General features: G+C 69.0%; 22 protein-coding genes. 21 read left to right on the top strand and 1 reads right to left on the bottom strand.

Translation table 11 applies throughout. From position 1 onward, the window contains the following. The first annotated feature begins 169 nt into the window (after window positions 1-169). The 5 genes from MW290_RS29190 (at window position 170) to MW290_RS29170 (ending at window position 10360) form a co-directional block, all read left to right on the top strand. Entirely contained in the window at window positions 170-2314 is a 2145-nt protein-coding gene (locus MW290_RS29190) for a type I secretion system permease/ATPase (RefSeq protein WP_250197851.1), read from the top strand. After that, a complete protein-coding gene (locus tag MW290_RS29185; protein WP_250197850.1) occupies window positions 2314-3609 on the top strand; it encodes an HlyD family type I secretion periplasmic adaptor subunit in 1296 nt (431 codons plus the stop codon). The genes MW290_RS29190 and MW290_RS29185 overlap by 1 nt, the downstream gene beginning before the upstream one ends. Next, entirely contained in the window at window positions 3609-5096 is a 1488-nt protein-coding gene (locus MW290_RS29180; protein WP_250197849.1) for a TolC family protein, read from the top strand. Before MW290_RS29185 ends, MW290_RS29180 begins: the two co-directional genes overlap by 1 nt. A 254-nt stretch (window positions 5097-5350) precedes the next feature. Further along, window positions 5351-9634 carry an SdrD B-like domain-containing protein gene (locus tag MW290_RS29175; protein WP_250197848.1) on the top strand — a complete coding sequence of 1428 codons (4284 nt, stop codon included), beginning with the start codon at window positions 5351-5353 and terminating at the stop codon, window positions 9632-9634. 84 nt (window positions 9635-9718) lie between these two features. Continuing rightward, window positions 9719-10360 carry a PEP-CTERM sorting domain-containing protein gene (locus MW290_RS29170; RefSeq protein WP_250197847.1) on the top strand — a complete coding sequence of 214 codons (642 nt, stop codon included), beginning with the start codon at window positions 9719-9721 and terminating at the stop codon, window positions 10358-10360. 94 nt (window positions 10361-10454) lie between these two features. Here MW290_RS29170 and MW290_RS29165 read toward each other — a convergent pair whose 3' ends face one another. After that, window positions 10455-11210 carry an aspartate/glutamate racemase family protein gene (locus tag MW290_RS29165; RefSeq protein ID WP_250197846.1) on the bottom strand — a complete coding sequence of 252 codons (756 nt, stop codon included), beginning with the start codon at window positions 11208-11210 and terminating at the stop codon, window positions 10455-10457. A gap of 161 nt (window positions 11211-11371) precedes the next feature. On the opposite strand from MW290_RS29165, the gene MW290_RS29160 reads away from it, so the two are divergent. From MW290_RS29160 to MW290_RS29085, 16 genes are all read left to right on the top strand, one after another. Next, window positions 11372-12385, top strand: coding sequence for an ABC transporter ATP-binding protein (locus tag MW290_RS29160; RefSeq protein WP_250197845.1), 1014 nt, complete (start codon window positions 11372-11374; stop codon window positions 12383-12385). A gap of 121 nt (window positions 12386-12506) precedes the next feature. Next, window positions 12507-13787, top strand: coding sequence for an ABC transporter substrate-binding protein (locus MW290_RS29155; protein ID WP_250197844.1), 1281 nt, complete (start codon window positions 12507-12509; stop codon window positions 13785-13787). A gap of 19 nt (window positions 13788-13806) precedes the next feature. After that, window positions 13807-14688: an ABC transporter permease gene (locus MW290_RS29150; protein ID WP_250197843.1), complete on the top strand. Its 882-nt coding sequence runs from the start codon at window positions 13807-13809 to the stop codon at window positions 14686-14688. After that, the gene (locus MW290_RS29145; RefSeq protein ID WP_250197842.1) at window positions 14688-15566 is read left to right on the top strand and encodes an ABC transporter permease; all 879 of its coding nucleotides are present in this window, start codon (window positions 14688-14690) and stop codon (window positions 15564-15566) included. The genes MW290_RS29150 and MW290_RS29145 overlap by 1 nt, the downstream gene beginning before the upstream one ends. Further along, window positions 15563-16288, top strand: coding sequence for a GntR family transcriptional regulator (locus MW290_RS29140; protein ID WP_250197841.1), 726 nt, complete (start codon window positions 15563-15565; stop codon window positions 16286-16288). Before MW290_RS29145 ends, MW290_RS29140 begins: the two co-directional genes overlap by 4 nt. A gap of 241 nt (window positions 16289-16529) precedes the next feature. Continuing rightward, window positions 16530-17561: a porin gene (locus MW290_RS29135; RefSeq protein WP_250197840.1), complete on the top strand. Its 1032-nt coding sequence runs from the start codon at window positions 16530-16532 to the stop codon at window positions 17559-17561. A gap of 114 nt (window positions 17562-17675) precedes the next feature. After that, entirely contained in the window at window positions 17676-18458 is a 783-nt protein-coding gene (locus MW290_RS29130; protein WP_250197839.1) for an ABC transporter ATP-binding protein, read from the top strand. A gap of 67 nt (window positions 18459-18525) precedes the next feature. Beyond that, on the top strand, window positions 18526-19491 hold the full coding sequence (locus MW290_RS29125; protein WP_250200131.1) for an ABC transporter substrate-binding protein: 966 nt from the start codon (window positions 18526-18528) through the stop codon (window positions 19489-19491). 13 nt (window positions 19492-19504) lie between these two features. After that, window positions 19505-20281 (top strand): ABC transporter permease, encoded by a 777-nt coding sequence (locus tag MW290_RS29120; RefSeq protein WP_250197838.1) that lies wholly within the window; start codon window positions 19505-19507, stop codon window positions 20279-20281. A 10-nt stretch (window positions 20282-20291) separates the two neighbouring features. Then, window positions 20292-21107, top strand: a complete 816-nt coding sequence (locus MW290_RS29115) for an SDR family oxidoreductase (protein WP_250197837.1) — start codon at window positions 20292-20294, stop codon at window positions 21105-21107. A gap of 9 nt (window positions 21108-21116) precedes the next feature. Further along, window positions 21117-21662: a cupin domain-containing protein gene (locus MW290_RS29110; RefSeq protein WP_250197836.1), complete on the top strand. Its 546-nt coding sequence runs from the start codon at window positions 21117-21119 to the stop codon at window positions 21660-21662. An 8-nt stretch (window positions 21663-21670) separates the two neighbouring features. Beyond that, on the top strand, window positions 21671-22537 hold the full coding sequence (locus MW290_RS29105) for an alpha/beta fold hydrolase (protein WP_250197835.1): 867 nt from the start codon (window positions 21671-21673) through the stop codon (window positions 22535-22537). Window positions 22538-22565: 28 nt separating this feature from the next. After that, window positions 22566-23414: an IclR family transcriptional regulator gene (locus MW290_RS29100; protein WP_250197834.1), complete on the top strand. Its 849-nt coding sequence runs from the start codon at window positions 22566-22568 to the stop codon at window positions 23412-23414. Window positions 23415-23433: 19 nt separating this feature from the next. Beyond that, on the top strand, window positions 23434-24258 hold the full coding sequence (locus MW290_RS29095) for an SDR family oxidoreductase (protein WP_250197833.1): 825 nt from the start codon (window positions 23434-23436) through the stop codon (window positions 24256-24258). Further along, window positions 24251-25945: a thiamine pyrophosphate-binding protein gene (locus MW290_RS29090; protein ID WP_250197832.1), complete on the top strand. Its 1695-nt coding sequence runs from the start codon at window positions 24251-24253 to the stop codon at window positions 25943-25945. The genes MW290_RS29095 and MW290_RS29090 overlap by 8 nt, the downstream gene beginning before the upstream one ends. 6 nt (window positions 25946-25951) lie before the next feature. Beyond that, window positions 25952-26758, top strand: coding sequence for an aspartate dehydrogenase (locus MW290_RS29085; RefSeq protein WP_250197831.1), 807 nt, complete (start codon window positions 25952-25954; stop codon window positions 26756-26758). The last annotated feature ends 11 nt before the right edge of the window (window positions 26759-26769 follow it).

The raw sequence follows: 26769 nt of genomic DNA, 5'->3' as shown, positions 1-26769 counted from the left end.
CGCGACGCGTGATTGCGGCGGATCGCACGACGCGATGCCCACCCCCACGCTCCGGCACTATCAATTCAGCCATTTGATCCGAAGAATCTGCGGCTTTGCCTGCTGATGGCCGGGGTGGTCGCACCCATCCGTCCGGCGGGCCTTCCCACCCTCTTCAATCGCGTGGCCCATGAGCACTGAGATTTCGCTTGCCCCGCCCCCAGCCGACCACCGGCTGCTGGACGCTGTCCTGTTTCTTGCGCGCTTTTATGGCCGCCCGGTGGAGCGCGAGGCGCTGTTGTCCGAAGGCGCAGGTGAGGCCGCACCGGCCGACCGGCTGCCCGAGTGGTGTGCGCGTGCCGGGCTGATGCTCTCGCCGCTGCCCGCCGGCGATGTGCGCGCCACCATGCTGCCGGCGCTGGTGCTGGGCGAGGGCGGCGCCGCGCTGGTGGCACTGTCGCGCGACGGCGAACGCTTCGAGGTGCATCAGCCGGGCATTGCCGGCACCCGCTGGATGTCTGCCCAGGACGTGGCGGCCGAGTGCCCGGGCGCCCGCTGGCAGGCCGCCCGTGCTGCACTGCACATGGACCAGCGCAGCCTGCTTTACACGCTGCCCCAGGCCAGCCGCTGGTTCTGGGACGTTTTCGGCCGCAACCGCGGCATCTTCGGCTGGGCCCTGGTGGGCACGGTGGCGCTCAACCTGGTGGGCGCGCTGATCCCGTTCTACACCATGGCCGTGTACGACCGCGTGGTGCCCAACAACGCGCTGTCCAGCCTGACGGTGCTGACGGTGGCGGCCGTGCTGCTGCTGGGCTTCGAGCTGGCGCTCAAGGTGCTGCGCGGGGCGCTGATCGAAACGGCCGCCCGGCGCATCGACGTCACGCTCTCGTCCGCCATCTTCGCCCGCTGCCTGCGGCTGCGGGCCGCTGGGCGGCCGGCTTCAGGCGGCGTGCTGGCCAACGTGGTGCGCGACTTCGAGTCGGTGCGCGAGTTCTTCGCCTCCGGCACGCTGGCGCTGCTGGGCGACCTGCCTTTCATGCTGCTGTTCCTGGCCATGGTGGCCATCATCGGCGGCTGGCTGGTGGTGGTGCCGCTGATCACCATCCCGCTGATGCTGCTGTCGGCCTGGCTGATGCAGCGGCCCATGATGCGCAGCGTGTCGGCCTCGTCGCAGCAAAGCGCCCAGCGCACCGCCCACCTGTTCGAGAGCATGAACGGCCTGGACACCATCAAGGCCCTGGGCGCCAGCACCTGGAGCCGCCGCCGCTGGGAGCAGTTGACGCTGGCCATCTCGCAGCACAGCTTCCACACCCGTGAGCTCGTCGCTTTCGGTGGCTACAGCGGCGCCTCGATGCTCACCCTCAGCAATGTGCTGCTGGTGGCCATCGGTGCCGTGCTCATCGGCGAACAGGCGCTCACCACCGGCCAGCTGATCGGCGTGACCATGCTGGCGGGCCGCGCGATGGCCCCGGCCTCGCAGATCGCCTCGCTGGTGCTGCGCTGGCAGCAGACGCGGCTGTCCATGCAGGCGCTGGAGCAGGTGATGAACGCGCCGACCGACGACGAGCAATCGGCGCTGCAGGCGCCGCCGCTGACCGGCCGCATCGAGTTCCGGGAGGTGTCCTTCGCCTACCCGCACCGGCCGCCGCTGCTGGACGGCTTCAATCTGCGCATCCGCCCCGGTGAGCGGGTGGGGTTCATCGGCAAGCTGGGGTCGGGCAAGAGCACGCTGCTGCGGCTGCTGCTCAACCTGTATGCGCCCTCGGCCGGCACCGTGCTGCTGGACGACCTGGCCACCACCCAGCTCGACCCGCAGAGTCTGCGCCGGCAGATCGGCTACGTGCCGCAGGACGTGACGCTGTTCCACGGCAGCATCCGCGAGAACATCGAACTCGGCCGCACCGAAGGCGGCGATGCGGCCGTGCTGGCGGCCGTGCGGCGCGCCTGCCTGGAAGAAACGCTGTCCCAGCTGCCGGCCGGCCTGGCCACGCCGGTGGGCGAGCGCGGTGAGCTGCTGTCCGGCGGCCAGCGCCAGGCGGTGGCCATCGCCCGTGCGCTGCTGGCTGCCCCGCCTGTGCTGCTGATGGACGAGCCCAGCAGCATGATGGACCCGGCCACCGAGCAGCGCCTGATCCGCGAGCTGCGTGCGTTGGAGGACACCACCGTGCTGCTGGTCACCCACCGCATGGCCATGCTGCCGCTGGTCGACCGCCTGGTGGTGCTGGATCGCGGCCGCGTGGTGGCCGACGGCCCGCGTGACGAGGTGCTGAGGGCGCTGTCACAGGCCACGGCCCCCGAGGCCGCGCAAGCGCAACGACCTGTGAAGGTGGCGTGATGGCAGCGACCCCGACGATGGTGGACCTGGACGCCGGCCCGCGCCGGCTGGTACTGGCCCTGGTGGCGGTGCTGACCCTGCTGGTGGTGGTGGCCCTGGCCTGGGCCACCTGGGCCCATGTGGATGTGGCGGTCAATGCCCGCGGCACGGTGCTGGCACCCAGCCGGCTGCAGGAAGTGCAAAGCCTGGAGGGCGGCATCATCCGCTCGCTCAAGGTGCAGGCGGGCGACCGCGTGCAACGCGGCCAGCCGCTGGTGGAACTGGACGAGGTGCAGGCCGAGGTGGAAGTCGGTGAAAGCCGGGAGTCGCTGCGCGCGCTGCAGTCGTCGCGCATCCGCGTGCAGGCGCTGCTGGACGGGCGGGAACCGCAGTTCGGCGCGCTCGAAGCCGAGGCGCCCGAGCTGGTGCGCGAAGAGCGCCGGCTGTGGCTGGCCGCCCGCAGCGAGGCCGAGGCCGGTGTGGCCGCTGCCGCCGAGGGCGTGCGGCGCCGTGCCGGGGAACTCGCCGAGGCGCAGAACCGCATCCCGGTGCTGGAGACGCTCGTTGCGGCCAGCCAGGAATCGCTGCAGATCGAGGAGCGGCTGGTGGCCGAAGGGGCGGGTGCCAAGGCCGACCTGCTGTCGGCCCGCCAGCGCTTCCTGCAACAACAGGGCGAGTTGAAGGCGCTGCGCGATTCGCTGCCGCGGCTGCAGGCCGGGCTGGCCGAGGCGCGTGCCCAGCAGTCGGAACTGGTGGCGCGTGCGCGGGCCCAGTGGGGCGCGCAGCGCACCGACATCGAGGGCAAGCTGCAGGCCATGCAGGCCACCGTGCGTGGCCGCGAGGACAAGCTGGCGCGGCGGGTGCTCGTCTCGCCCCTGGACGGCGTGGTCAACCGCGTGTTGCTGCACACCGTGGGCGGCGTGGCCGCCCCCGGTGCGCCCATCCTGGAAATCGTGCCGAGCGACCCGACGCTCACCATCACCGCGCGCGTGAAGCCGGCCGACATCGGCTTCCTCCATCCGGGCCAGGAGGCCCAAGTGCGGGTCACCTCGTTCGACTCCTCGATCTACGGCAGCCTGACGGCCACGGTGCAACGTGTCGGTGCCGATGCGCTGGTGGACGAGCAGGACAAGCAACCCTACTTCGAAGTGCAGCTGCGCACCGAGCGCGACTACCTGGAGCACGACGGCCGCCGGCTGGCCATCGGCCCCGGCATGCCGGTCGACGCCAGCATCCTGACCGGTCAGCGCACCGTCATGCAGTACCTGCTCAAGCCGGTGCTCAAGACCCTTCACTCGGCGATGCAGGAGCGGTGATGCACACCACCATCCACGCCACCAGGCGCTCGCGCCGGCCCTCCGGCGAAACCGTGCGTGTGCTGACGCCCTGGGCGTTGACGCTGCTGGCCGCCGTCAGCGCGGCGCTGTTCTCGGCAGCGGCGGGCGCCGCCACGCCCCCGACGATGGCCGCCACCGCGTTGGCGACGCACCAGGACGCCACGCCGCCGCTGCGTTTTGCTGACGCATTGCAACTTGCGCTGCAGCGCGATGGTGACCTCCAGAGTGCCCGCGCGGCGGTGCGCGCCGCGCAGGCCCAGGTCGACCAGCTGCGCTCGCGCTTCTTTCCTTCGGCCGGTGTGCAGTACGAACAGGGCCGGCGCGTCACCGAGGAAGGCGGCACGCCGGTCGATCGCCACCTGCGCAGCACCGAGGGCTTCGTGCGCTGGAACCTGTACAACGGCGGCGCCGACAAGACGCAGCTGGACGCGGCCATGCTGGAGCTGCAGGCCGTGCAGGCCGATGCCCGGCAGGCGCTGGAAGACGCCTGCGAGCGCTTGGCCAAGGCGTACATCGAGCTGCAGCGCCAGCAGGCTCTGCTGCAGGCCGCCCAACGACGCCACGCGGAACTGGCCGATCTGGTCGAGCGCGTCGGTCGTCAGGTGGCGGCGGGCAAGTCCCCGTCGTCCGACGGCGATCTGGCGCAGTCGTCGCTCATCGATGCCCAGTTGTCCGTGGCCAGCAGCCAGGCCGACCTGCTGGCGGCCCAGGCACAGCTGGGCGTGCTCACGGGCCAGGCGGGCGCCCTGCGTGCCGAAATCATGCCGCCAGGCGCCACGCCCTGGCCATCTGCGCTGGCACTGGCGCCTGAGGCGCCGCTGGAGGACTGGTGGGCGCTGGCATTGCGCGGCAACGCCAGCGCACAGGCCGCCGCCGCCCGCCGCGAGGCGGCGCGCGCCCGCGTCCCGCTGATCGCATCTGAATACCTGCCGAAGGCCGACCTGACGCTCAGCAAGACCCTGTCCGATCGCACCGCACCGGTCGAATCGACCCAGAGCCGCCGCGGCTGGACGCTGACCGTGAGCTACGAGGTCCCGCTGGGCGGCGGCGGCACGGCCCGCCGGGAAGAAGCCCGGGCCCGGGCCGAGGCCGCGGAAAGCCAGGCCTGGCGCAGCGAGCAGGCCGTCCGGGGAGAGCTGGGCGTGGTGCGCCAGCAGATGCTGCAAAGCGCGCAGGCGCTGCCGGCGGTGGAGCGGCAGCTGACCCATCTCGAAGCCACGGTGCGTGCGAGTGATCTGCAGTACCAGGCCGGTCGCCGCAGCCTGCTGCAGCTGATCGACCAGCGCGACCGGCGCTTTTCCGCGGAGCAGCGGCAGGTCGATGCCTCCTGGCGGCAGAGGCAGGCACTGCTGCGCCTGTCTGTGCTGACGGGCTCGCTCTCGTCGATGCTGGGTGTCGCGCAGGCCACGAGCGCGCCAACGGAGGCCTTCCGGACCCCCCCTGATCCGGGGCTTGCACCACCCTGAGCGGCCTCGCGCCATGCCCGGCTTTCCGCGGCGAAGGTGTCAAAAAGAGCCGCACTTGTTGCGAGTCAACCACTGTGCTGATACGCCGATGTGGTTCAAGTCACAATCCAATTTGAGATATGTGCTGTTCCAGCCCCTCATTTCGGCGTGATCACGATCGACTCATCTGATAGATGCCGCTTTGAAAATGATTGTTTCGTCGTGAGAATTGCGAAGCGGCACTGGGCCGCGAGCCAAAGTGGGAGCGAAAACGAATGGCCGTACTGACTTACTCGACGGTTGTGAATGTCTACGAAGACACCAACCAGGATTTCGACATTGCCGCCTTGCTGCAGCAGGCCGGTTACACCGCCAACGGCGCGCTGACCATCCAGTCCCTCCTGGTCAGCGACGGAAACGGCGGTTACGTGCCGGCTCCCACGGCACTCTTCAGCCAGGTTGATGGCGACACGGTGCGTGTCTCCGCGGCGGCCGTGCCCAACTACTTTGGCAGCTTCGACACGCTGTCGTTGGTGTTCAGCACCGGCTCCGACGTGATCACCCTGAGCCTCAAGGTCATCATCGACCCGGTGAACGACGCGCCCAGCGGCGCCGACAGCACGGTCAGCCTCACCGACGGCGCCGCCTACGTGCTGAAGGAATCCGACTTCGGCTTCAGCGACGTCGACGGCAACAACTTCAAGTCCGTGGTGTTCGGCGCGCAGCCTGCCACGGGCCAGGCGCTGTACAACGGCGTGCCCATCACGCCCGGCACCGAGGTTTCGGTGGCGGACATCCGCGCCGGCCTGGTCACTTTCCAGCCCGCCCAGGGGGCCACCGGCACCGTCGGCCTGTCGTTCCAGGTGCGTGACGACGGCGGCCTCGTCGGCACCGGCGCAGCCGACCTCGACCCGACGCCCAACGTCCTCAGCTTCCAGCTGCCCGCGCTGGCCTCGATGGGCGACCGCGTCTGGCTCGACAGCAACGGCAATGGCCTGCAAGACAGCAGCGAAGCCGGCTTTTCCGGTGTCACGGTCAAGCTGCTGAACGCCAGCGGCGCCGTAGTGGCCACCACCACGACCGACGCGGCCGGCAACTACCTGTTCCAGGGCCTGCTGCCCGGCCAGTACAAGGTTCAGGTCGTCACCCCTGACGGCTACAAGTTCACCACCGCCGACGCCGGCACCAACGATGCGATCGACAGCGACGTGGTGTGGAACGGTACCGGCACCAACACCGGCACCAGCGCCCTCGTCACGCTGGCTGCCGGTGAGAACAACACCAGCGTCGACGCCGGCCTGAAGGTGTGCCTGGTCAAGGTGGGCGACACCATCTGGTGGGACGCCAACGGCAATGGCGTGCAGGACACCGGTGAACGCGGCGTGGCCGGCGTGAGCATCAAGCTGACCAGTGCGGGCAGCGACGGCGTCTTCGGCACCGCCGACGACTCGGTGCGCACCACCACCACCGACGCCAACGGCAAGTACGCCTTCGACGACGTGGCCTGGGGCAAGTACAAGCTCACGCTGGACACCCCGGACGGCTTCGCCGTCACCAAGGCCGACGCTGGCACCAACGATGCCGTCGACTCCGACTTCCGTGCCGTCACCACGACCACCTCGGTCAACCTGATCACCAACGGCAGCTTCGAGAACCTCGACTGCGGTGTGCCCGTGGGCTGGTGCGGCCTGGGCGACATCATCGAAGCCGGCAAGGCCAGCACGTACGGCGTCACCGGCGCCACCGGCTCCACCGTGGTGGAACTGGACGCGCGCTACACCTTCTCGCTGCTGGGCGGCACGGGCCTCTACCAGGACGTCAAGACCACCGCCGGCCAGAGCTACCAGCTGTCCGTCGATGTGGCTGCCCGCGCAGGCACCAAGCTCAGCACCAACACCGTTGAAGTGTGGTGGAACAACACCCGCATCGCCACCATCGACCCCACCAGCACCACGCTGAAGACCTACAGCTTCTCGGTGACCGGCACCGGTGCCAACGATCGCCTGTCGTTCCGCGAGCAGTGCGGTGACGACGACAGCGTCGGCGGCATCATCGACAACGTCAAGCTCATCGGCACCACCAGCAGCACCGTGTATGAAGCAGGCTTCCAGGTGGCCAGCTGCGACGACAACCTGACGCTGGACGGTGGCCTTGTCGTCACCAAGCCCGCCACCCTGGGCAACAAGGTGTGGTTCGACCAGGACGGCAACGGCTTGCAGGATGACTGCGAGCCCGGCGCTGCCGGCGTGACCGTTCGCCTGCTGGACGCAGCCGGCGCGGTGGTGGCCACCACCGTGACCGACTCCACCGGCGGCTACCTGTTCACCGGCCTGCCGCCCGGCCAGTACGCCGTGCAGGTCGTGGCGCCGGCGGGTCAGATGTTCACCTCGGCCAACATCGGCAGCAACGACGGCATCGACAGCGATGTGGTGTGGACCGGCAATGGCAACACCGCAACGTCCGGCCTGGTGACGCTGGCGGTCGGCGAAACCAACCTGACCGTGGACGCCGGCCTCAAGCCCATCGTTGCCAGCATCGGCGACCGTGTGTGGTCGGACACCAATGGCAACGGCCTGCAAGACGCTGGTGAAGGCGGCGTGGCAGGCGTATCGGTCAAGCTGATCGGCGCCGGCGTCGACGGCCTCTTCAACACGGCCGACGACACCTCGCGCGTGACGGTGACCGACGCCAATGGCAAGTACCTGTTCGACAACGTCGGCGTGGGCACCTACAAAGTCGCCATCGCGCTGCCCAGCGGCTACCTGCTGAGTGCCGCCGATGTCGGCAGCAACGATGCGATCGACTCCGACTTCCGGGCTGTCAGCTCTTACACCGCCGGCCCCAACTTGGTCACGAACGGCAGTTTCGAGGATGTAGCCGGCTGCGTTACGGGCTGGTCGACCTTGTCAGGCTACAACGTCCAGGCAGCCACTGGTCTTACCTGGGGCGTGACCGGTGTAAGCGGCGACCTGGCTGTCCAACTGGACTCCGAATACAACTGGGGCAAGGGCTCAGGCATCTACCAGGACGTCGTGACCGAGAAGGGGCAGACGTACCAGCTGTCGGTCGACCTGGCCAGCCGCGCCGGCACGTCCATCGACACCAACACGGTGGAGGTGTGGTGGAACGGCAGCCGGATCGCATCCATCGACCCGGCAACGACCAAGCTGACCACCTACACCTTCACGGTCACCGGTACCGGCGGCGCAGACCGCCTCACCTTCCGTGAGCAGGCCGGCGACGATGACGGTGTGGGTGGCATCATCGACAACGTGCGGCTCACCACCATGCCGTGGGCCTACGAGACGGCCGCCTTCCAGGTGACAAGCGCCACCGACAACCTGACGATCGATGCGGGGCTGACGCCGCATTCGGTGATTTCGCTGGTGGGCGCCAGTGCCATCTACGAAGGCTGCAGCGCCGGCTACCAGCTGACGCTGGACCACGCGTTGACGGTGGACACCAAGGTGTTCGTGTCCTTCACCAACGGCACGGCCACCATGGAGACCAACCCCGGCGCCTACGTGCCCTGGAACATGCCGTCCACCATCATCAACGACTACAGCGCGCGAGATGCCAACGGCAACTACGTGACGCAGTCGGGCGGTGGCTTCTACGTGACGATCAAGGCGGGCCAAGTCACCTCGGACACCTTCACGATCGATGCCTGGCAGGAGTACCCCAACAGCAAGCCCAACGTAGGTTTGGCCGAAGCGCCCTGGGAAACGCTGCAGATCAAACTCAGCGGCGGCAACAGCCTCACGGAATTTGCCGAGACCAGCAAGACCGTGTCGATCGGCGACACCACGACCTACAACACCTACAGCCCCATCGTGCTGGACCTGGACGGCAATGGCATCCAGACCAAGGCGCTGATCGACGCGGGCGGCACGTTCGACCTGCTGGGCACGGGCCAAGCGGTGAAGTCGGGCTGGATCTCCGGCGGTGACGGCTTCCTGGCGGTCGACGCCAACCACAACGGTCGCATCGACGACATCTCCGAGCTGTTCGGCAGCGCCGAGCGTGGCGTGGGCTTCGCCAAGCTGGCGTCGTTCGACAGCAATGGCGATGGCGTGGTCGACGCCAACGATGCGCGCTTCAGCGAATTGAGCATCTGGCAGGACGCGAATGGCAACCACCAGACCGACGCCGGTGAACTGCACACGCTGGCCGAGCTGGGCATCGCCAGCCTGAACACCGCCTACACGGACCTGGACCTGAACCAGCTGGGCAACCTGCTCGGCGAAGCCAGCACCGCCACCCGTGCCGACGGCAGCAGCATCGACATGGTGGACGTGTACTTCAACGTCTACGCCGACGAAGCTGCCGCCGCCAAGGCCGCACTGCCTGCGCTCGACGGTCTGCTGTCGCAGGACGACGCGCTGCTGCACCACGCCTTTGCCGGTGGCGCGCCGGCGGCGGCGGGCGGCTGCGCTGGCTGCCCGGCGCCCGCGAACGACGCCACGGCCCTGCATGCCGACGCCAGCGCCGAGCTGATGCGTCAGCTGATCGCCAACATGAAGAACGCCGACCACAGCGCCCTGGCTGCGGCCGCGTAAGGCTCCGAGGCCTTGCTGGAGGAGACCGGTCGGCAGCCGCCGACCGGCGTGAACTGAACCACTGAAGGGAGAGGAAACCCAACCATGAAGCAACGTCACTTCCGCCTGGCCGGTCTGGCCGCCGCAGCACTGCTGGCCGTTTCGGCAGCCCATGCCGACACGCTGTCGGTGGGCAATTCGAGCAACGTCTACGTCGCAGAAGACGGCAAGCTGGCTACCAGCCTGGCCCAGTCGTCGACTGGCTTTCATACGCCGACGCTGTGGGGTGTGCAGAACCTGACGACCGGCACCTCGTTCCTGGCTTACTGCATCGAGCAAGGCCAGAGCGCCGTGGCCGCGTCGCAAACGTACACCGCCAGCGCCTATTCGGCGCCGTCGGGCGTGCAGGAGCTGTACGACCGCTTCTACGACACCTCGCTGAAGACCCAGCAAGGCGCGGTGGCCTTCCAGCTGGCGCTGTGGGAGCTGACCGGCGGTTCGACCGTCTCGAGCTTCAGCTTCGTTCAAGTCACCGGCGCCAAGGACCTGGCCACCAGCTGGCTCGGCACCGTGGCGGCGGACAATGATCCGTTCGCCCAGAAGTACACGCTGACTCAATGGTCCAATGGCGCGTACCAGGACGTGCTGCAGGCCGTGCCGGTGCCCGAACCCGAGACCTATGCGCTGATGCTGGCCGGCCTGGGCGCCATCGGCCTGATCGCACGCCGCCGCAAGGCTTCGCGCTGAACGACGCGGCGGCCGCCAGGCTGCTGAACAGCAGGCGGCCCAGCGGCCTGCTACCAAGGGCGCCCCACGGGAGGCGCCCTTTTTCATTCCACGGTCAGCTCGAAGAACCCACGGCAGACGGCGCAAAGCCCAGCGATGCGGCCCAGCCGGCGTAAGCCTTTGGCAGAGGGCGCGCATAGTCGCCCTGCTTCGAAGTGTGCAGGCCGAGCGCGGCCAGCCCTTCCGCGAACTTGACGGCGGCGGCCACGCCGTCGATCACCGGCACGCCCAGGCGCTGCTGCAGCTGCGCCGCCAGGTCGGCCATGCCGGCGCAGCCCAGCACGATGGCGCCACTGCGGTCGTGCTGCAGCGCGTGGCGCGCAGCAGCCTCGATGCGGGTCACCAGCGCCGGCCCCGCGGCTTCCAGCTCCAGCACCGGAATGTCGGTGCCATGCACGCCGCGGCAGCGGCGCTCGAAGCCGTACTTGTGCAGCAGGTGCTCGGCGATCACGCAGGTGCGCGTCATCGTGGTGACGACCGAAAAGCCGGTGGCCAGGAACGACGCTGCATGGAACGCCGCTTCGGCGATGCCGATGACCGGCGCGGTACAGGCTTCCCGTGCGGCGTCCAGGCCGGGGTCGCCGAAGCAGGCGATGACGACGCCATCCACCTGCGCACCGTGCAGGCGCGCCTGCTGAGCCACGCCGGCCGCCGCGAAGGCGTCGTCGTAGTGCCCCTCGATCGAAGCCGCACCGAAATCGGGCTGCGTGGCCACGATGGTGGTGCCGGGCGCTGCCACGGCGCGTGCTGCAGCAGCGATCTGCGCGGTCATCGGGGCCGATGTGTTGGGGTTGACGACGAGCAGTTTCATGCGAATTCCGGCGTGAGGTGCAGGGTCGGTTGAGAGGGAGATTGCATACAAATCGCGCTTCGCCGCCCCATGCAGGGGCGGTGTGAGCCAGTGCCCGCAAGTGCCGCGCCTGCCGTGGTGCATGACCACTTGGCATATGCATTGCATACAAAACCGCCACGATGGAACGCACCGACCTGGAACTCGTCTCGCTGACCAAGCATTACGGCGATGCCGTGGCCGTGGCTGGTATCGACCTCAAGATCCAAGGCGGCAGCTACTGCTGCCTGCTGGGGCCTTCAGGCTGCGGCAAGACCTCGACGCTGCGCATGGTGGCCGGGCACGAGACGCCGACACAGGGGCATGTGGTGCTGGCCGGCCGCGAGATCACGCACCTGGAGCCGGTGCAGCGCGGCACCGCGATGATGTTCCAGAGCTATGCGCTGTTCCCCCACCTCAGCGTGCTCGACAACGTGGCCTTCAGCGCCCGCATGAAGGGCGTGGACAAGGCCACGCGCGACAAACGCGCCCGTGAGCTGCTGGAGCTGGTCGCCATGACGCCTTATGCGGCGCGGTTGCCGTCGGCCCTGTCGGGCGGGCAACAGCAGCGGGTGGCGTTGGCACGCGCGTTGATGACGCAGCCGCGCGTGCTGCTGCTGGACGAGCCGCTGTCCGCGCTCGACCCTTTTCTGCGCATCAAGATGCGGGCCGAACTGCAGCGCTGGCACCGCGAACTGGGCATGACCTTCGTGCACGTGACCCATTCGCAGGAAGAAGCGATGGCGCTGGCCGACCTGGTGGTGGTGATGAACCAGGGCAAGGTGGAGCAGGCCGGCACCGCGCGCGAGGTCTTCGAGCGCCCGCGCACCGCCTTCATCGCGCGCTTCATCGGTGCGCACAACGTGGTCGACACGCCATCGGGTGCTGTGGCGGTGCGCAGCGACCGCACCGTGCTGGCGCCCAGCGGTGGCCCGGGGATGGCGGTGACCGTGAAGGCCGTGGAATATCAGGGCAGCCATGTGCAGGTGCACCTGGCCACCCGCCTGGACGAACAGGACAGCGCCGACGACCGGCCCGACAGCGCCGGCTGGGTGGCCCTGGTGCCCGATGCCCAGTTCCATGCCGCGCCGTTGGAACCCGGCCAGCGCGTGGCCATGAGCTGGCACGAGGCCGATGCCCACGTGCTGCAAGGCTGAAGACCGTGAGGGGCCCGATGCCGATGCCGGCCGCACTTGCCGCCCTGTCGAGATCTTTCCCGGTGGTGCCCGCCAGCGCGGGCGTCGCCATCCACTCCCGCCTTTTCAGGAGACCCGCGAGATGAAGACCGACCCCACGAACACTGCCGGCCTGCCGCGCCGCAGCTTGCTCAAGGCCGCCGCCGGTGCCGGCGTGGCCGCCACCGGCCTGACGGGTTTCCCGTTCGTGCAGGCCCAGGAAAAGATCACCCTGCGCTACCTGGGCACCGCGGTGAACCAGGACAAGCGCATCGCCGAGAAGTTCGAGGCCGACACCGGCATCAAGATCCAGTACATCCCGGTGAACACCGACGTGGTGACGCAGCGCGCCGTCACCTCGCCCAACTCGTTCGACCTGATCGACACCGAATACTTCTCGCTCAAGAAGATCGTGCCCACCGGCAACCTGAAGGGCATCGACACCAAGAAGATCAAGAACGCCGACAAGATCACCACGCTGTTCACCACCGGCATGGTGGGTGGCAAGGCGGTGGGCGACCAGGGCACGGCGCCCAAGAAGGTGATCTTCCTGGAAGGCGAGAAGAGCAAGGTCTTCGCCAAGTCGCCCACGCAGTTCATGTCGCTGATTCCCACCGTGTACAACGCCGACACGCTGGGCATCCGCCCCGACCTGATCAAGCGGCCGATCGAGAGCTGGAAGGAGCTGCTGAACCCGGAGTTCAAGGGCAAGGCCGCCATCCTCAACATCCCGTCCATCGGCATCATGGACGCGGCCATGGTGGTGGAGGCGATGGGCCTGTACAAGTACCCCGACAAGGGCAACATGACCAAGGCCGAGATCGACCTGACGATCAAGACCTTGATCGAAGCCAAGAAGGCCGGCCAGTTCCGCAGCCTGTGGAAGGACTTCAACGAGAGCGTGAACCTGATGGCCTCGGGCGAGGTGGTGATCCAGTCGATGTGGAGCCCGGCCGTGACGGCGGTGCGCACCAAGGGCATCGACTGCGTGTTCCAGCCGCTGAAGGAAGGCTACCGCGCCTGGGCGGCCGGCTTCGGCCTGCCGGCCACGCTGTCGGGCCGCAAGCTCGATGGCGCGTATGAGTTCATCAACTGGTTCCTCGATGGCTGGGCCGGCGCCTACCTGAACCGCCAGGGCTACTACAGCGCGGTGCTGGAGACCGCCAAGTCCAAGATGGAAGCCTACGAGTGGGCCTACTGGATGGAAGGCAAGGCCGCCGAGAAGGACATCAAGGCGCCCAACGGCGAACTGCTGGCCAAGGCCGGCAGCAAGCGCGACGGTGGCTCGTACGAGCAGCGCATGGGCGGCATCGCCTGCTGGAACGCGCTGATGGACGAGAACACCTACATGGTCCAGAAGTGGAACGAATTTGTAGCGGCATGAGCCTGAGGTAGACCAGATGATGTCGGCGCGCAAAGGGTGGGTCGCCTGGCTGCAGGCCGGGCCGTTGGCGGCGGTGTTCCTCGTGTTCTTCGTGGTGCCGCTGCTGCTCATCGTGATGGTCAGCTTCTGGCAGGCCACGGACTACGAGCTGATCCCCGCCTTCACGCTGCAAAGCTATGCCGACATCTTCAAGGGCTGCGGCCTGGGCGGTGAGGGCGACCTCTGCGTCACCCTGAAGACCTACGCGTCGACGCTGAAGTTCAGCTTCCTTGTGTGGCTGATCACCGCGGTGCTGGGCTTCGCGCTGGCGTACTTCATGGCCTTTCACGTGCGCAGCACGCTGGTGCAGACGGTGCTGTTCATCATCTGCACCGTGCCCTTCTGGACCAGCAACGTCATCCGCATGATCTCGTGGGTGCCGCTGCTGGGCCGCAACGGCCTGGTGAACCAGACGCTGATGGGCATGAACCTGATCGACCAGCCGATCGAGTGGCTGCTGTTCTCCGACTTCTCGGTGATCCTGGCCTTCGTGCACCTGTACACGATGTTCATGATCGTGCCGATCTTCAACTCGATGATGCGCATCGACCGCGCGCTGATCGAAGCTGCGCGCGACAACGGCGCCACGGCCTGGCAGACGGTGGTGCACGTGATCCTGCCGCTGACGCGCACCGGGCTGATCATCGGCTCCATCTTCGTGGTGGCGCTGGTGATGGGCGACTTCGTCACCGTGGGCGTGATGGGCGGCCAGCAGATCGCCTCGGTGGGCAAGATCATCCAGGTGCAGGCCAGCTACCTGCAGTTTCCGGCGGCGGCGGCCAATGCGGTCATCCTGCTCGCGGTGGTGCTGATGATGATCTGGGCGCTGATGCGCATGGTCAACCTGCGCAAGGAGCTGTGATGGCCGCTCAACGAGAACAACGCGCGCCCGGCTTCTGGCCGCTGGCCATCCTGTTCGTGCTGTTCGTGCTGTTCCTGTACGGGCCGATGCTGGCCATCTTCGTGCTCAGCTTCCAGGGCCCCGAAGGCGGCCTCACCTTCCCGATGCGGGGCTGGTCGCTGCACTGGTTCCATACGCTGTGGGAAGGCATCGGCGTCATCGACATCGGCGCGGCCTTCCGCCGCTCGCTGCTGCTGGGCGCGGTGGTCATGGTGCTGACGGTGGCGCTGTCGCTGCTGGCGGGCCTGGCCTACCGCAAGAAGCTGCCGGGCGGCACGCCGCTGTTCTATGCGGTGGTGGCCAGCCTGATCATGCCGTCCATCATCGTGTCGCTGGGCATCGGGCTGCTGTTCCGGCTGCTGGACGGCGGCATCAAGCACGTGCTGGAGGCCTGGGCGCCCAGCCTGCTGGAGACGTATGCCACCGCGCTGGGCATGTTCACCTCGGGTCTGGGCGCGCAGCTCACCTGGACGCTGCCCTTCGGCCTGCTGATCATGTTCGCCATCTTCAACCGCTTCAACCCGGCGTATGAAGAAGCGGCGCGAGACCTGGGCGCCACGCCGTGGCAACGCTTCGTGCATGTGGTGCTGCCGCTGATCGGGCCCAGCCTGGTCGGGGTGGGCATGTTCGGCTTCACCCTTAGCTGGGACGAGATCGCCCGCAGCTCGCAGGCGATGGGCGACCTCAACACCCTGCCGCTGGAGCTGCAGGGGCTGACCACCACCGTCACCACGCCGGTGATCTATGCGCTGGGCACCGTCACCACGGTGGTGTCTTTCGCGGTGATGGCCGTGACGCTGACCGTGGTGCTGCTGTGGCAAAAGCGCCGCCGCGCGTGACGAGGCCGGCCGAGGCAGTTCCGGCCCCCGACGCTCCCCACGCCGCGCCGTCGACCCGGCGCATCTACGACGCCATCTACGGCGCCATCCTGGAACACCGGCTGGCGCCCGGCACGCGGCTGCGCGAGGAGGAGCTGGCCGAGTCCTTCGCCGTCAGCCGCACCGTGGTGCGCCAGGCCCTGCACCGGCTGGCCCAGGACCGGGTGGTGGAGCTGCAGCACCACCGGGGCGCCACCGTGCCGCAGCCGGGTCCGTCCGAGGCAGCGCATGTGTTCGATGCCCGCCGCGTGGTCGAGTGTGAAGTGGCGCGCCGGCTGGCGGGGCAGCTCGATGCCGCCGCGCTGGCCAGGCTGGCTGCCGTGGTGCAGGCCGAAACCGAGGCCTACGAGCGCGGCGACCGCTCGGCGGCCATCCGTCACTCGGGCGAGTTCCACCGCGAGCTGGCGCGGCTGGCCGGCAATCCACTTTTTGTGCGCATGCTCGACGAGCTGCTGCCCACCACCTCGCTGCTGCTGGCGCTCTACCAGCGACCCGGCCGGCCGGCCTGCGTGGCCCACCGCCACCAGGAGTTGATCGCGGTGCTGCGTGCGGGCACCGGCGCTTCGGCCGCGGCCGAGATGCGGCGCCATCTGCGCGAGATCGAGCAATCGGTCAGCGGGCCGCAGCAGACGCCACCGGCACCCGCCTTGCGCGACCTGTTCGCGGCCTACCGCGAAGCCTGACGGGCCCCCTCGCACCGGCAGCCCTGCGGGCGCACGTTGTTGGTACGGCGCCCCGCCGTGCCGGTGCGCTCGTGCACCCCTTGAAGGCATGTTGTGGTCCTTTCCACCGCACAAACCCCCATGCGGGCCTTGGCACGCTCCGTGCAAACTGATGTTTCATAGATTGATCTCTTGTTCATCTATGAAACGCCTTCTGGCGTATCGCCCCATCGGTCGATCATCCATTGCAGGAGCTGTTCCCATGCATTTCGCTTTCCCCCGCCTGGCCCGCGCCGTGTCGCTGGCAGCCGCCACCTTTTGCAGCCTCGGCGTCGCGCAGGCGCAGTCGGTGCAGATCTACGGCATCGCCGACGTGAGCGTCGGCAGCTTCAAGGAAAGCGGTGGCAAGCGCACCGAACAGGTGGCGTCGGGCCGCATGGCGACCAGCTTCCTGGGCTTCCGCGCAACCGAGGACCTGGGCGGCGGCCTGCAGGCCATCGTCACGCTGGAGCACTTCATGCGCATGGACACCGGCGAGGCCGGCCGCTTCGCCGGCGACTCGTTCTGGTCGCGCAATGCCAACGTGGGCATCCGCGGCGACTTCGGCTTCATCCGCCTGGGTCGCATGGGCACGCCGCTGTTCGTCAACACGCTGTCGTTCAATCCCTTCGTCGACTCCTTCGGTTTTTCGCCGGCCATCCGCACCATCTACCAGGGCGGCATCGGCAAGCTGTCGGGCGACAGCGGCTGGAACAACGCGGTGGGCTACGGCACGCCCAGGTTCGGCGGCTTCAATGCCAACCTGCTGGTTTCGGCCGGTGAGGGCGCGGGCGAAGGCCCCAACATCGGCGGCAGCCTGCAGTACGCCAGCGGCCCGCTGGCCCTGGGGCTGGCCGCGCAGAAGGTGCAAACCGCCTTCAGCCGGGGCGACGAGACGGCCTGGCAGCTGGGCGCCTCCTACGACTTCGGCGTGGTCAAGGCCTTCGGTCAGGTCGGCCGCATCAAGGAAGGCGAGACCTTTGTCGGCGCCGCGCGCGCCGCCGGCTACGACACCCGCGACCGCACGCTGCAGGCCGGCGTGTCGGTGCCCGTCACCGCCACCGGCAAGGTGCTGGCCTCGTACGGTGAAGCCAAGACCACCGGCGCCCGCGACAGCAAGCGTTCGTTCACCAGCCTGGCCTACGACCACAACCTGTCCAAGCGCACCGACGTGTACGCCGTGGTCATGTTCGACAAGCTGCAAGGCCAGGACCGCGCGGCCACCACCGCCGTCGGCATCCGCCACAACTTCTGACGCCAGCGGTTGCACCCGGGTAAACCCGGGTGGCCTCCAGCGCTGCATCGACTAAGGTAGTGGCAGTTTCATTACTGAATCGCTGTTTTATTAGCGAATCAAGCAGGTCCCCGGATGAATGAGATCGAGTTCCTCGGCGTCGCCAAGCGGTTTCCGACCCGGCGCAACCCGAACCCCGCCAACGCGGTCAGCAACCTGAGCCTGGCCATCCGCAGCGGCGAGGTGGTCTCCATCATCGGGCCGTCGGGCTGCGGCAAGAGCACGCTGCTCAACATGGGCTCGGGCCTGTACCTGCCTTCCGAGGGCGAGGTGCGGGTGGGCGGCAAGAAGGTCACCGGCCCGGTGCGGCAGGTGGCCTTCATGCTGCAGAAGGACCTGCTGATGCCCTGGCGCACCATCCGCCAGAACGTGGAACTGGGCATGGAGATCGACGGCGTCGATCGTGCGCGCCGCCGCCAGACGGCCGATGCGCTGCTGGCCAAGTGCCACCTGTCCGGCTTCGGCGACCACTACCCCTACCAGCTGTCGGGCGGCATGCGCCAGCGCGCGGCCCTGGCGCGCACCCTGGCCGTCGACCCCCAGGTGCTGCTGCTGGACGAGCCGTTCAGCGCGCTGGATGCGCAGACCAAGATGGTGCTGCAGCAGGACCTGGCCAAAACGCTGTACGAGCAGAAGAAGACGGCGCTCTTCATCACCCACGACCTGATCGAGGCGATCGCGCTGTCCGACCGGGTGCTGGTGATGAGCGAGCGGCCCGGCACCATCATCGAAGAGATCGTCGTCGACCTGCCCTTGCGCGACAACCCGCTGGAGCGCCGCAAGCTCCCCGCCATCGGTCCGCTGCAAGGCCGGCTGATGGAGCTGCTGAAGGTCGGCAAGCAGGAAGCCCTGCACTGAACACCTTGCAAGGAACACCATGACCCGCCTCCTCACCACCGCCCTGCGGCGCCCGCTGGTGGCCGCGATGGCCACCGCCACCTTGGCCGCCACCGCGCTGCTGCCCGCCACCGCGCAGGCTGCGCCCGAAGAAGTCACCTACCTGCTGCCCGCGCCGCCCAATTCGCCGGCCTTTGCGCCGTGGATGCTGGCGCAGCAGAACGGCTACTACGCCGACGAGAACATCAAGGTCACCTTCGTCACCGCACGCGGCGGCGTTGACGTGGCCAAGCAGATCGGTGCCGGCAATGCCGTCATCGGCGGCGCCATCGGCGACACGCCCATCATCGTGCGTGCCAACGGCGTGCCGGTGAAGGCGGTGGCCGTGCTGGGCGCCGGCTCGTTGACCATGCTCAGCACCTACGAAGGCAGCGGCATCGAGTCGGTCAAGGACCTGAAGGGCAAGACGATGACCGTCATGGCCTACACCGACACCACCTACTACGCGCTGCTGGGCTCGCTGCGCAAGGCGGGTCTGAACAAGAGCGACGTGCAGGCCCAGGCCGCCGGCCCCACCGGCGTGTGGCAGCTGTTTGCCGGCAAGAAGGCCGAGGCCATGGCCGGTGTGCCCGACTGGGTGGTCAACGCCGAGGACGCGGGCCTGAAGGTCAAGCTGCTGCCGCGCGAGCAGCACTTCCAGAGCATGGCGCAGGCCATCCTGGCGTCGGACGAGGTCATCAAGAAGAACCCCGAGCTGATCAAGCGCCTGGTGCGCGCCACGCTGCGCGGCATGCAGGACATCATGAAGGACCCCAAGGCCGCGGCCGCCACCTACGTGAAGGCGGTGCCCGCCTACGCCGGCAAGGAAGCGCAGATCGAACGCGTGTTCGCGCTGTACAACCAGTACGTCTACGCCAACCAGAAGGTGCTGGGCCAGATGGACGAGAAGCGGCTGGACGCGGTGCAGAAGTTCTACGTGGACGAAGGCATCGTCGCCAAGGCGCAGCCGCTGGCCGACCTGTACACCAACCAGTTCACCGGCGTCGCCCGCTGAAGGACCGGCCGCGATGCGATCCAACCTATCGACGCCGCTGGGCAGCCTGGCCGTGCTGCTGGTGTTCCTGGCAGCCTGGCAATGGGCGCCCGGCGCCCTGGGCATGCCCGAATTCGTGCTGCCCAAGTTCACCCGCGTGGTGGAAGAAGCCGGCCGCATGTGGTCGGGCAGCGAGCTGATCAAGCACTTCGGCATCACCGCACTGGAGGTGGTGGTGGGCTTTGCGCTGGGCTCGCTGCTGGGCGTGATGTTCGGCGTGGCGCTGGGCTTGTCGCCGCGCACCGAGGCCATCCTGTCGCCCTACATCCTGGCACTGCAGATCGCGCCCAAGGTGGCCTTTGCGCCGCTGTTCGTCATGTGGCTGGGCTACACCGTGTATCCCAAGATCCTGGTGGCGGTGCTGATCGTCTTCTTCCCGGTGATGATCAACGTGCTGTCGGCCGTGCGCACGGTCGATCCCGACATGGTGAACCTGGTGCGCACGCTCAATGCCGGCCGGCTGCAGATCTTCCGGCTGGTGGAGTTTCCGTCGGCCATGCCGGCGCTGTTCAGCGGCCTGCGCATCGCGGCCACGCTGGCGGTCATCGGCGTCACCGTGGGTGAGCTGGTGGGCGGCAACCTGGGCCTGGGCTACCTGCTGGTGGACGCCGAGGGCCAGGGCAACACCGCCGGCGTCTTCGTCGCCATCGTCGCGCTCACGCTGATCGGCATCCTGGCCTACGCGGCGGTGGTGTGGGCCGAGCGCCGGCTGCTGCACTACATCCCGCGTGCCAACGTCACCACCGTTTGAAGAAGCTGCCATGAGCACCGTCACCGGAACCCCCGACACCCACTCGCTCGACGCGCTGCTGGCCCAGGTGCCGCCGCAGCTGCTGGCCGGCCGCCGCGTGCTGGTCACCGGCGCCGCGCGCGGCCTGGGGCTGGCCTTCGTCAAGTGCCTGCTGCGGGCCGGCGCCCGCGTGGTGGCCGCCGACATCCTGGCCGACCTGCTGCAGGCCGAGGTGCAGGCGCTGCGCGAGGCCGGCGCCGACGTGCATGCGGTGGTGGCCGATCTGAGCGACTCCGCCTCCATCACCGCCTGCGCCGCCGCCGCGGTGGCCGCGCTGGGCGGGCTGGACGGGCTGGTCAACAACGCGGCCATCACCAACTCGGGCGGTCGCGACCCGCATGAGCTGGAAGTCGACATGTGGGACCGGGTGATGGACGTCAACGTGCGCGGCACCTGGCTGATGAGCCGGGCCTGCCATGCGGCGCTCAAGGCCAGCGGGCAGGGCGCCATCGTCAACCTGGCTTCCGACACCGCACTGTGGGGCGCGCCCAAGCTGCTGGCCTACGTGGCCAGCAAGGGTGCCGTCATCGCCATGACCCATTCGCTGGCGCGTGAGTGGGGCGCCGACGGCATCACCGTCAATGCCGTCGCGCCCGGCCTGACGCTGGTGGAGGCCACCGAATACGTGCCCAAGGCCCGGCACGAGAAGTACCTGGAAGGCCGCGCCATCCCGCGCGAGCAGCAGGCCGCCGACGTGTGCGGCCCGGTGCTGTTCGCGCTGTCGGGGCTGGCGCGCTTCGTCACCGGCCAGTTGCTGCCCGTCAATGGCGGCTTCGTGATGCATTGAGGAGAAACCATGACCGACCTGCCTGAAGAGAAGAAGAGCTGGGACCGCCCCGAGGGCGCCAGCTTCGACGACTGGATGAACACCCGCATCGCCCGCTTCCAGACGCGGCGCTATGACTGGGACGCGCTGAAGTTCCAGGCCGACTACGACCCCAAGTACCGCCGCGCGCAAATGCGCTACCTGGGCACCGGCGGCACCGGCGTTTCGGCCGACAACAACACCGTGCAGAACGAGCACTTCACCTTCTCCACCATGCTGATCCCGGCCGGCCACATCGGCCCGTCGCACCTGCATGTGGACGTGGAGGAAGTGTTCTTCGTGCTGCGCGGCAAGATCAAGGTGGTGCTCGAGAAGGACGGTGAGCGCTTCGAGGCCATCCTGGGCGAACGCGACCTGATCTCGGTGCCGCCCGGCGTGTACCGCGAAGAGATCAACATCGGCGAAGAAGACGCGCTGATGTGCGTGATGCTGGGCGCCAAGAAGCCGATCACGCCGACCTACCCGCCCGACCACCCGCTGGCCAAGATCAAGCGGGACCTCCCGAAGACCGCCTGAGCCCTGCCATGAGCCCGGACCTGCAACTGCCTGCCGCCGACCTCGCCGACCTGGACGCCCGCTTTGGCGTGCAGCGCATCGCCGTGGGTGGCGGCCGCGTGGTGGCGGTGCGGCGCATGGGGCAGGGCCTGCCGGTGGTGTGCCTGCACGGCATCGGCTCGGGCTCGGCCTCGTGGGTGGAGGTGGCGCCCCTGATCGCGCCGCAGGCCGAGCTGATCGCCTGGGATGCGCCGGGCTACGGCGATTCGACGCCGCTGCCGATGGCTGAGCCCCGGGCGACCGACTACGCACAGCGCCTGGCCGAGCTGCTGGATGCGCTGCACATCCACCGCTGCGTGCTGGTGGGCCATTCGCTGGGCGCGCTCACTGCCGCCGCGGCGGCACAGCCGGGCGGCCCGCTGGCCGGCCGCATCGCGCAGCTGCTGCTCATCAGCCCGGCGCGCGGCTATGGGGCGCCCGACCGCGCCGCGCAAGGCGCGCAGGTGCAGGCCGAACGCCTGGCCACGCTGGCCGAGCTGGGCATCGAGGGCACGGCACGGCTGCGCAGCGGCCGCCTGCTGTCGGCGCATGCCCCCGAAGCCGCGCGCCTGCGCGTGCGCTGGAACATGGCACGCCTGAACGAGCACGGCTACCGCCAGGCGGTGGCCCTGCTGTGCGGCGACGACCTGCTGGCCTACCTGCCTCCGGCCGTGCCGGTGCAGGTGGCCGTGGGTGAGCTGGATGTGATCACCCCGCCCGCGGCCTGCGCCGAGGTGGCTGCGGCCTGTGGTGTGCCGCTGCAGCCCATCGCGCAGGCGGGGCATGCCAGCTACGTGGAGCGGCCCGAAGCCGTGTCCGCGCTGCTGGCCACCTGTCTAGACAAGGCCGCGCGATAAGCGGCCGCCAGAGGGAGACCCTGTTGCCATGAGCACCCCCGACGCCGAACTGGCGGACGACGGCCAGGACCGCTACATCGTGCCGGCGCTCGAGCGCGGCCTGCGCATCCTGGGCGAGTTCAGCCGCGAGAACCGCACGCTGGGCGCCCCCGAGCTGGCCCGCCGCTTCGGCCTGCCGCGTTCCACCGTGTTCCGCCTGCTGGCCACGCTGGAAAGCATGGGCTTCATCGAGAAGACCGAAGGCGGCCGCGAATACCGGCTGGGCCTGGCGGTGCTGCGCCTGGGCTTCGAGTACCTGGCCTCGCTGGAGCTGACCGAGCTGGGCCTGCCCATCCTCAACCGCCTGAGCGAAGCCATCGGCTACCCGTGCAACCTGGTGGTGCGCGATGGCCGTTCCATCGTCTACGTGGCCAAGGTCACCACGCCCACGCCGTTTGCCAGCTCGGTGACGGTAGGCACCCGGCTGCCCGCCCACGCCACCGTGCTGGGCCGCGTGCTGCTGGAAGACCTGACCCTGCCCGAGCTGCGGGCCATGTACCCGGAAGACCGGCTGGAAATCTTCTCCCCCAGCACGCCGCGCACGGTGATCGAGCTGTTCAACCTGGTGCAGGCCGACCGCGAGCGTGGCCATGTGCAGGGCGAGGGCTTCTTCGAGTCCAACATCTCCACCATCGCCGCGCCGGTGCGCGACCACAGCGGCCGCGTGGTGGCGGCGCTGGGTGCCACCATCACCTCGGCCCACATCGACGGCGAGCGCATGGACGAGATGGTGCGCCGCGTGCGCGATGCGGCGCAGGAGCTGTCCGCGCTGCTGAACTATGCCCCCGCCTCGGCCAGCCGCAACGTGGTGCCGCTGCGTGGCGGCAAGCCGGCCTGAGGGCTTGGAGGCCAACACCATGAACCCCAACTTCTTTGCCCCCGATGCGCTGGCCGGCCGCGTGGCCGTGGTCACCGGCGGTTCGTCCGGCATCGGCCTGGCCACCGCCGACCTGCTGCTGTCCTGCGGCGCGGCCGTGGCGGTGTGCGGCCGCGATGCCCAGCGGCTGGATGCGGCCGTGGCCGGCCTGCGCGAGCGTCATCCGCAGGCCCGGCTGCATGCACAAACCTGCGACGTGCTGGACAAGGCCGCCGTGCAGGCCTTTGCCGAGGCCAGCCAGGCCGCGCTGGGCCCGGCGGCCATGCTGATCAACAACGCCGGGCAGGGTCGTGTCTCCACCTTCGCCGACACGCCGGACGAAGCCTGGACGCAGGAGCTGCACCTCAAGTTCTTCTCGGTCATCCACCCCACCCGGGCCTTCCTGCCGCAGCTGGTGCAGCAGCGCCAGGTGTGGGGCGATGCATCGGTCACCTGCGCCAATTCGCTGCTGGCCCGCCAGCCCGAGCCGCACATGGTGGCCACCTCGGCCGCGCGCGCCGGCCTGCTGAACCTCGTGCGGTCGATGGCCACCGAGTTCGCGCCGCAGGGCGTGCGGGTCAACGGCATCCTCATCGGCCTGGTGGAGTCGGGCCAGTGGCGCCGCCGCTTCGACGCGCGCGAAGACAAGAGCCAGGACTGGGCCACCTGGAGCGCCCAGCTCGCCAAGAGCAAGCACATCCCGCTGGGCCGGCTGGGCCAGCCCATCGAGGCCGCCCGCGCCATCACCTTCCTGGCCTCACCGCTGGCTTCGTACACCACCGGCGGCCACATCGACATTTCCGGAGGCCATTCGCGCCATGCCTGATACCAACACCCCCGTGACCGTCGGCGCCGTCGTGGCAGCCTTCCTGGAGCAGTGCGGCGTCAAGACCGCCTTCGGCGTCATCTCCATCCACAACATGCCCATCCTGGACGCCTTCGCCCAGCGTGGCGCAGTGCGCTTCGTGCCCGCGCGCGGCGAGGCGGGCGCCGGCAACATGGCCGATGCCTATGCCCGGTCCACCGGCAGCCTGGGCGTGTGCCTCACCAGCACCGGGCCGGCGGCCGGCAACATCGCCGGCAGCCTGGTGGAGGCCTTGACCGCGGGCTCGCCGCTGCTGCACATCACCGGCCAGATCGAGACGCCCTACCTGGACAAGGGCATGTCCTACATCCATGAGGCGCCCGACCAGCTGACCATGCTGAAGGCGGTGTCCAAGGCCGCTTTCCGCGTGCGCAGCGTCGAGACCGCGTTGGGCACGCTGAAGCAGGCGGTGCAGTGCGCGCTGACCGCACCCACCGGCCCGGTGAGCCTGGAGATCCCGATCGACATCCAGTCCGCCGTCATCCCCATGCCGGCCGACCTGAGCCCGCTGCCGGTGGCCGCGCCGGTGCCCAGCGCCGCGGCGCTGGACGCCCTGGCCGAGCGCCTGGCCGCTGCGCGCCGCCCGCTGCTGTGGCTGGGCGGTGGCGCGCGCCATGCCGGCGCGGCCGTCAAGCGCTTGCAGGCGCTGGGCTTTGGCGTGGTCACCAGCGTGCAAGGCCGCGGCATCGTGGCCGAGGACGACCCCGGCTCGCTGGGCGCCTACAACATCCACAAGCCGGTGGAAGCCTTCTATCAAACCTGCGACGCGATGCTGGTGGTGGGCTCGCGTCTGCGCGGCAACGAAACGCTGAAGTACGAACTCAAGCTGCCGCGCCCGCTGCTGCGGGTGGATGCCGACCCGGCCGCCGAAGGCCGCTGCTATGCCACCGACGCCTTCGTGTGCGGCGACAGCGCGCTGGCGCTGCAAGGCCTGGCCGACCGGCTGGAAGCCCGCGGCTGGCGTGCCGACGCCGCCTTGCTGGCCGACCTGAAGGCGGTGCACCAGCAGGTGGTGGCCACGCTGCACGACGGCCTGGGCCCCTACGCCACACTGGTGGCTGAGCTGCAGAAGATCGCCGGCCGCCAGTTCAACTGGGTGCGCGACGTGACGGTGTCCAACAGCACCTGGGGCAACCGCGAGCTGCGCATCTTCGAGCCCACCGCGGGCGTGCACGCCACCGGCGGCGGCATCGGCCAGGGCATGCCCATGGCCATCGGCGCGGCCATCGGGGCCGAAGCCACCCGCTCGGGCCGCAAGACCTTCTGCCTGGCCGGCGATGGCGGCTTCATCCTCAACCTGGGTGAGCTGGCCACCATGGTGCAGGAGCGCTGCAACCTGGTGGTGGTGCTGATGAACGACCAGGGCTATGGCGTCATCAAGAACATCCAGGACGCGCAGTACGGCGGCCGCCGGTGCTATGTGGACCTGCACACGCCCGACTATGCGCAGCTGTGCGCGTCGCTGGCGCTGCCGCATGCCCGATGCAGCGACCTGGCGCAGCTGCCCGCGCTATTGGCGCAGGCGGTGGACCGGCAAGGCCCCTTCCTGCTGGAGATCGACATGCTGAGCATCGGCGCCTTCAAGAGCGCCTTCGCCGGCCCGCCGACCAACACCGTGCAGCAGATTCCTGCACTGGGCAAGGCCTGACGGGCGATGGCTGCATTGAAGCTGGCCCTCATCGGCTGCGGCGCCATCGGCACCGCGGTGCTGGAACTGCTGCGTGCCGACGCCGGCCTGCAGGTGGCCGCCATCGTGGTGCCCGGGCCTTCGCTGGCCGGTGCCCGCGCGGTGGCCGCGCAGCTGGCGCCCGGCGCGGTGGTGGCCGAAGCGGTGCCCGAAGCCGGCATCGACCTGGTGCTGGAAGCCGCCGGCCATGCGGCCATCGAGGCGCATGTGCTTCCGGCGCTGCGCCGCGGCGTGCGCTGCATCGTGGCCTCGGTCGGCGCCTTGTCGGCGCCCGGCCTGCCCGAGGCGCTGGAGCAAGCCGCGCGCGAAGGTGGTGCCCAGGTGCAGCTGATTGCCGGCGCCATCGGCGCCATCGACGCGCTGGCCGCCGCGCGCATCGGCGGGCTGGAACAGGTGCGTTACACCGGCCGCAAACCACCGCGCGCCTGGCAGGGCACGCCGGCCGAGGAGGGCCGCGAACTGGCGGCGCTGACCGAGCCCACCGTGATCTTCGAAGGCAGCGCCCGCCAGGCCGCGCAGCTGTACCCGAAGAACGCCAATGTGGCAGCCACCGTGTCGCTGGCCGGCCTGGGCCTGGACCGCACCACGGTGCGGCTGATCGCCGACCCCGGCGTCAGCGAGAACGTCCACCAGGTGGAAGCCGAAGGCGCCTTCGGCCGCTTCGAGCTGACCATGCGTAACCAGCCGCTGGCGGCCAACCCCAAGACCTCGGCGCTGACGGTGTACAGCGCGGTGCGGGCCGTGCGCCAGCACCTGCTGCCCCTGAGCGTGTGAACCCTCTGCGA

The sequence above is a fragment of the Aquincola tertiaricarbonis genome (assembly GCF_023573145.1).
GTDB lineage: Bacteria > Pseudomonadota > Gammaproteobacteria > Burkholderiales > Burkholderiaceae_C > Aquincola > Aquincola tertiaricarbonis_B.
Note: the sequence above shows the minus strand (reverse complement) of the source record. Positions and strands in the feature narration are given on the sequence as shown.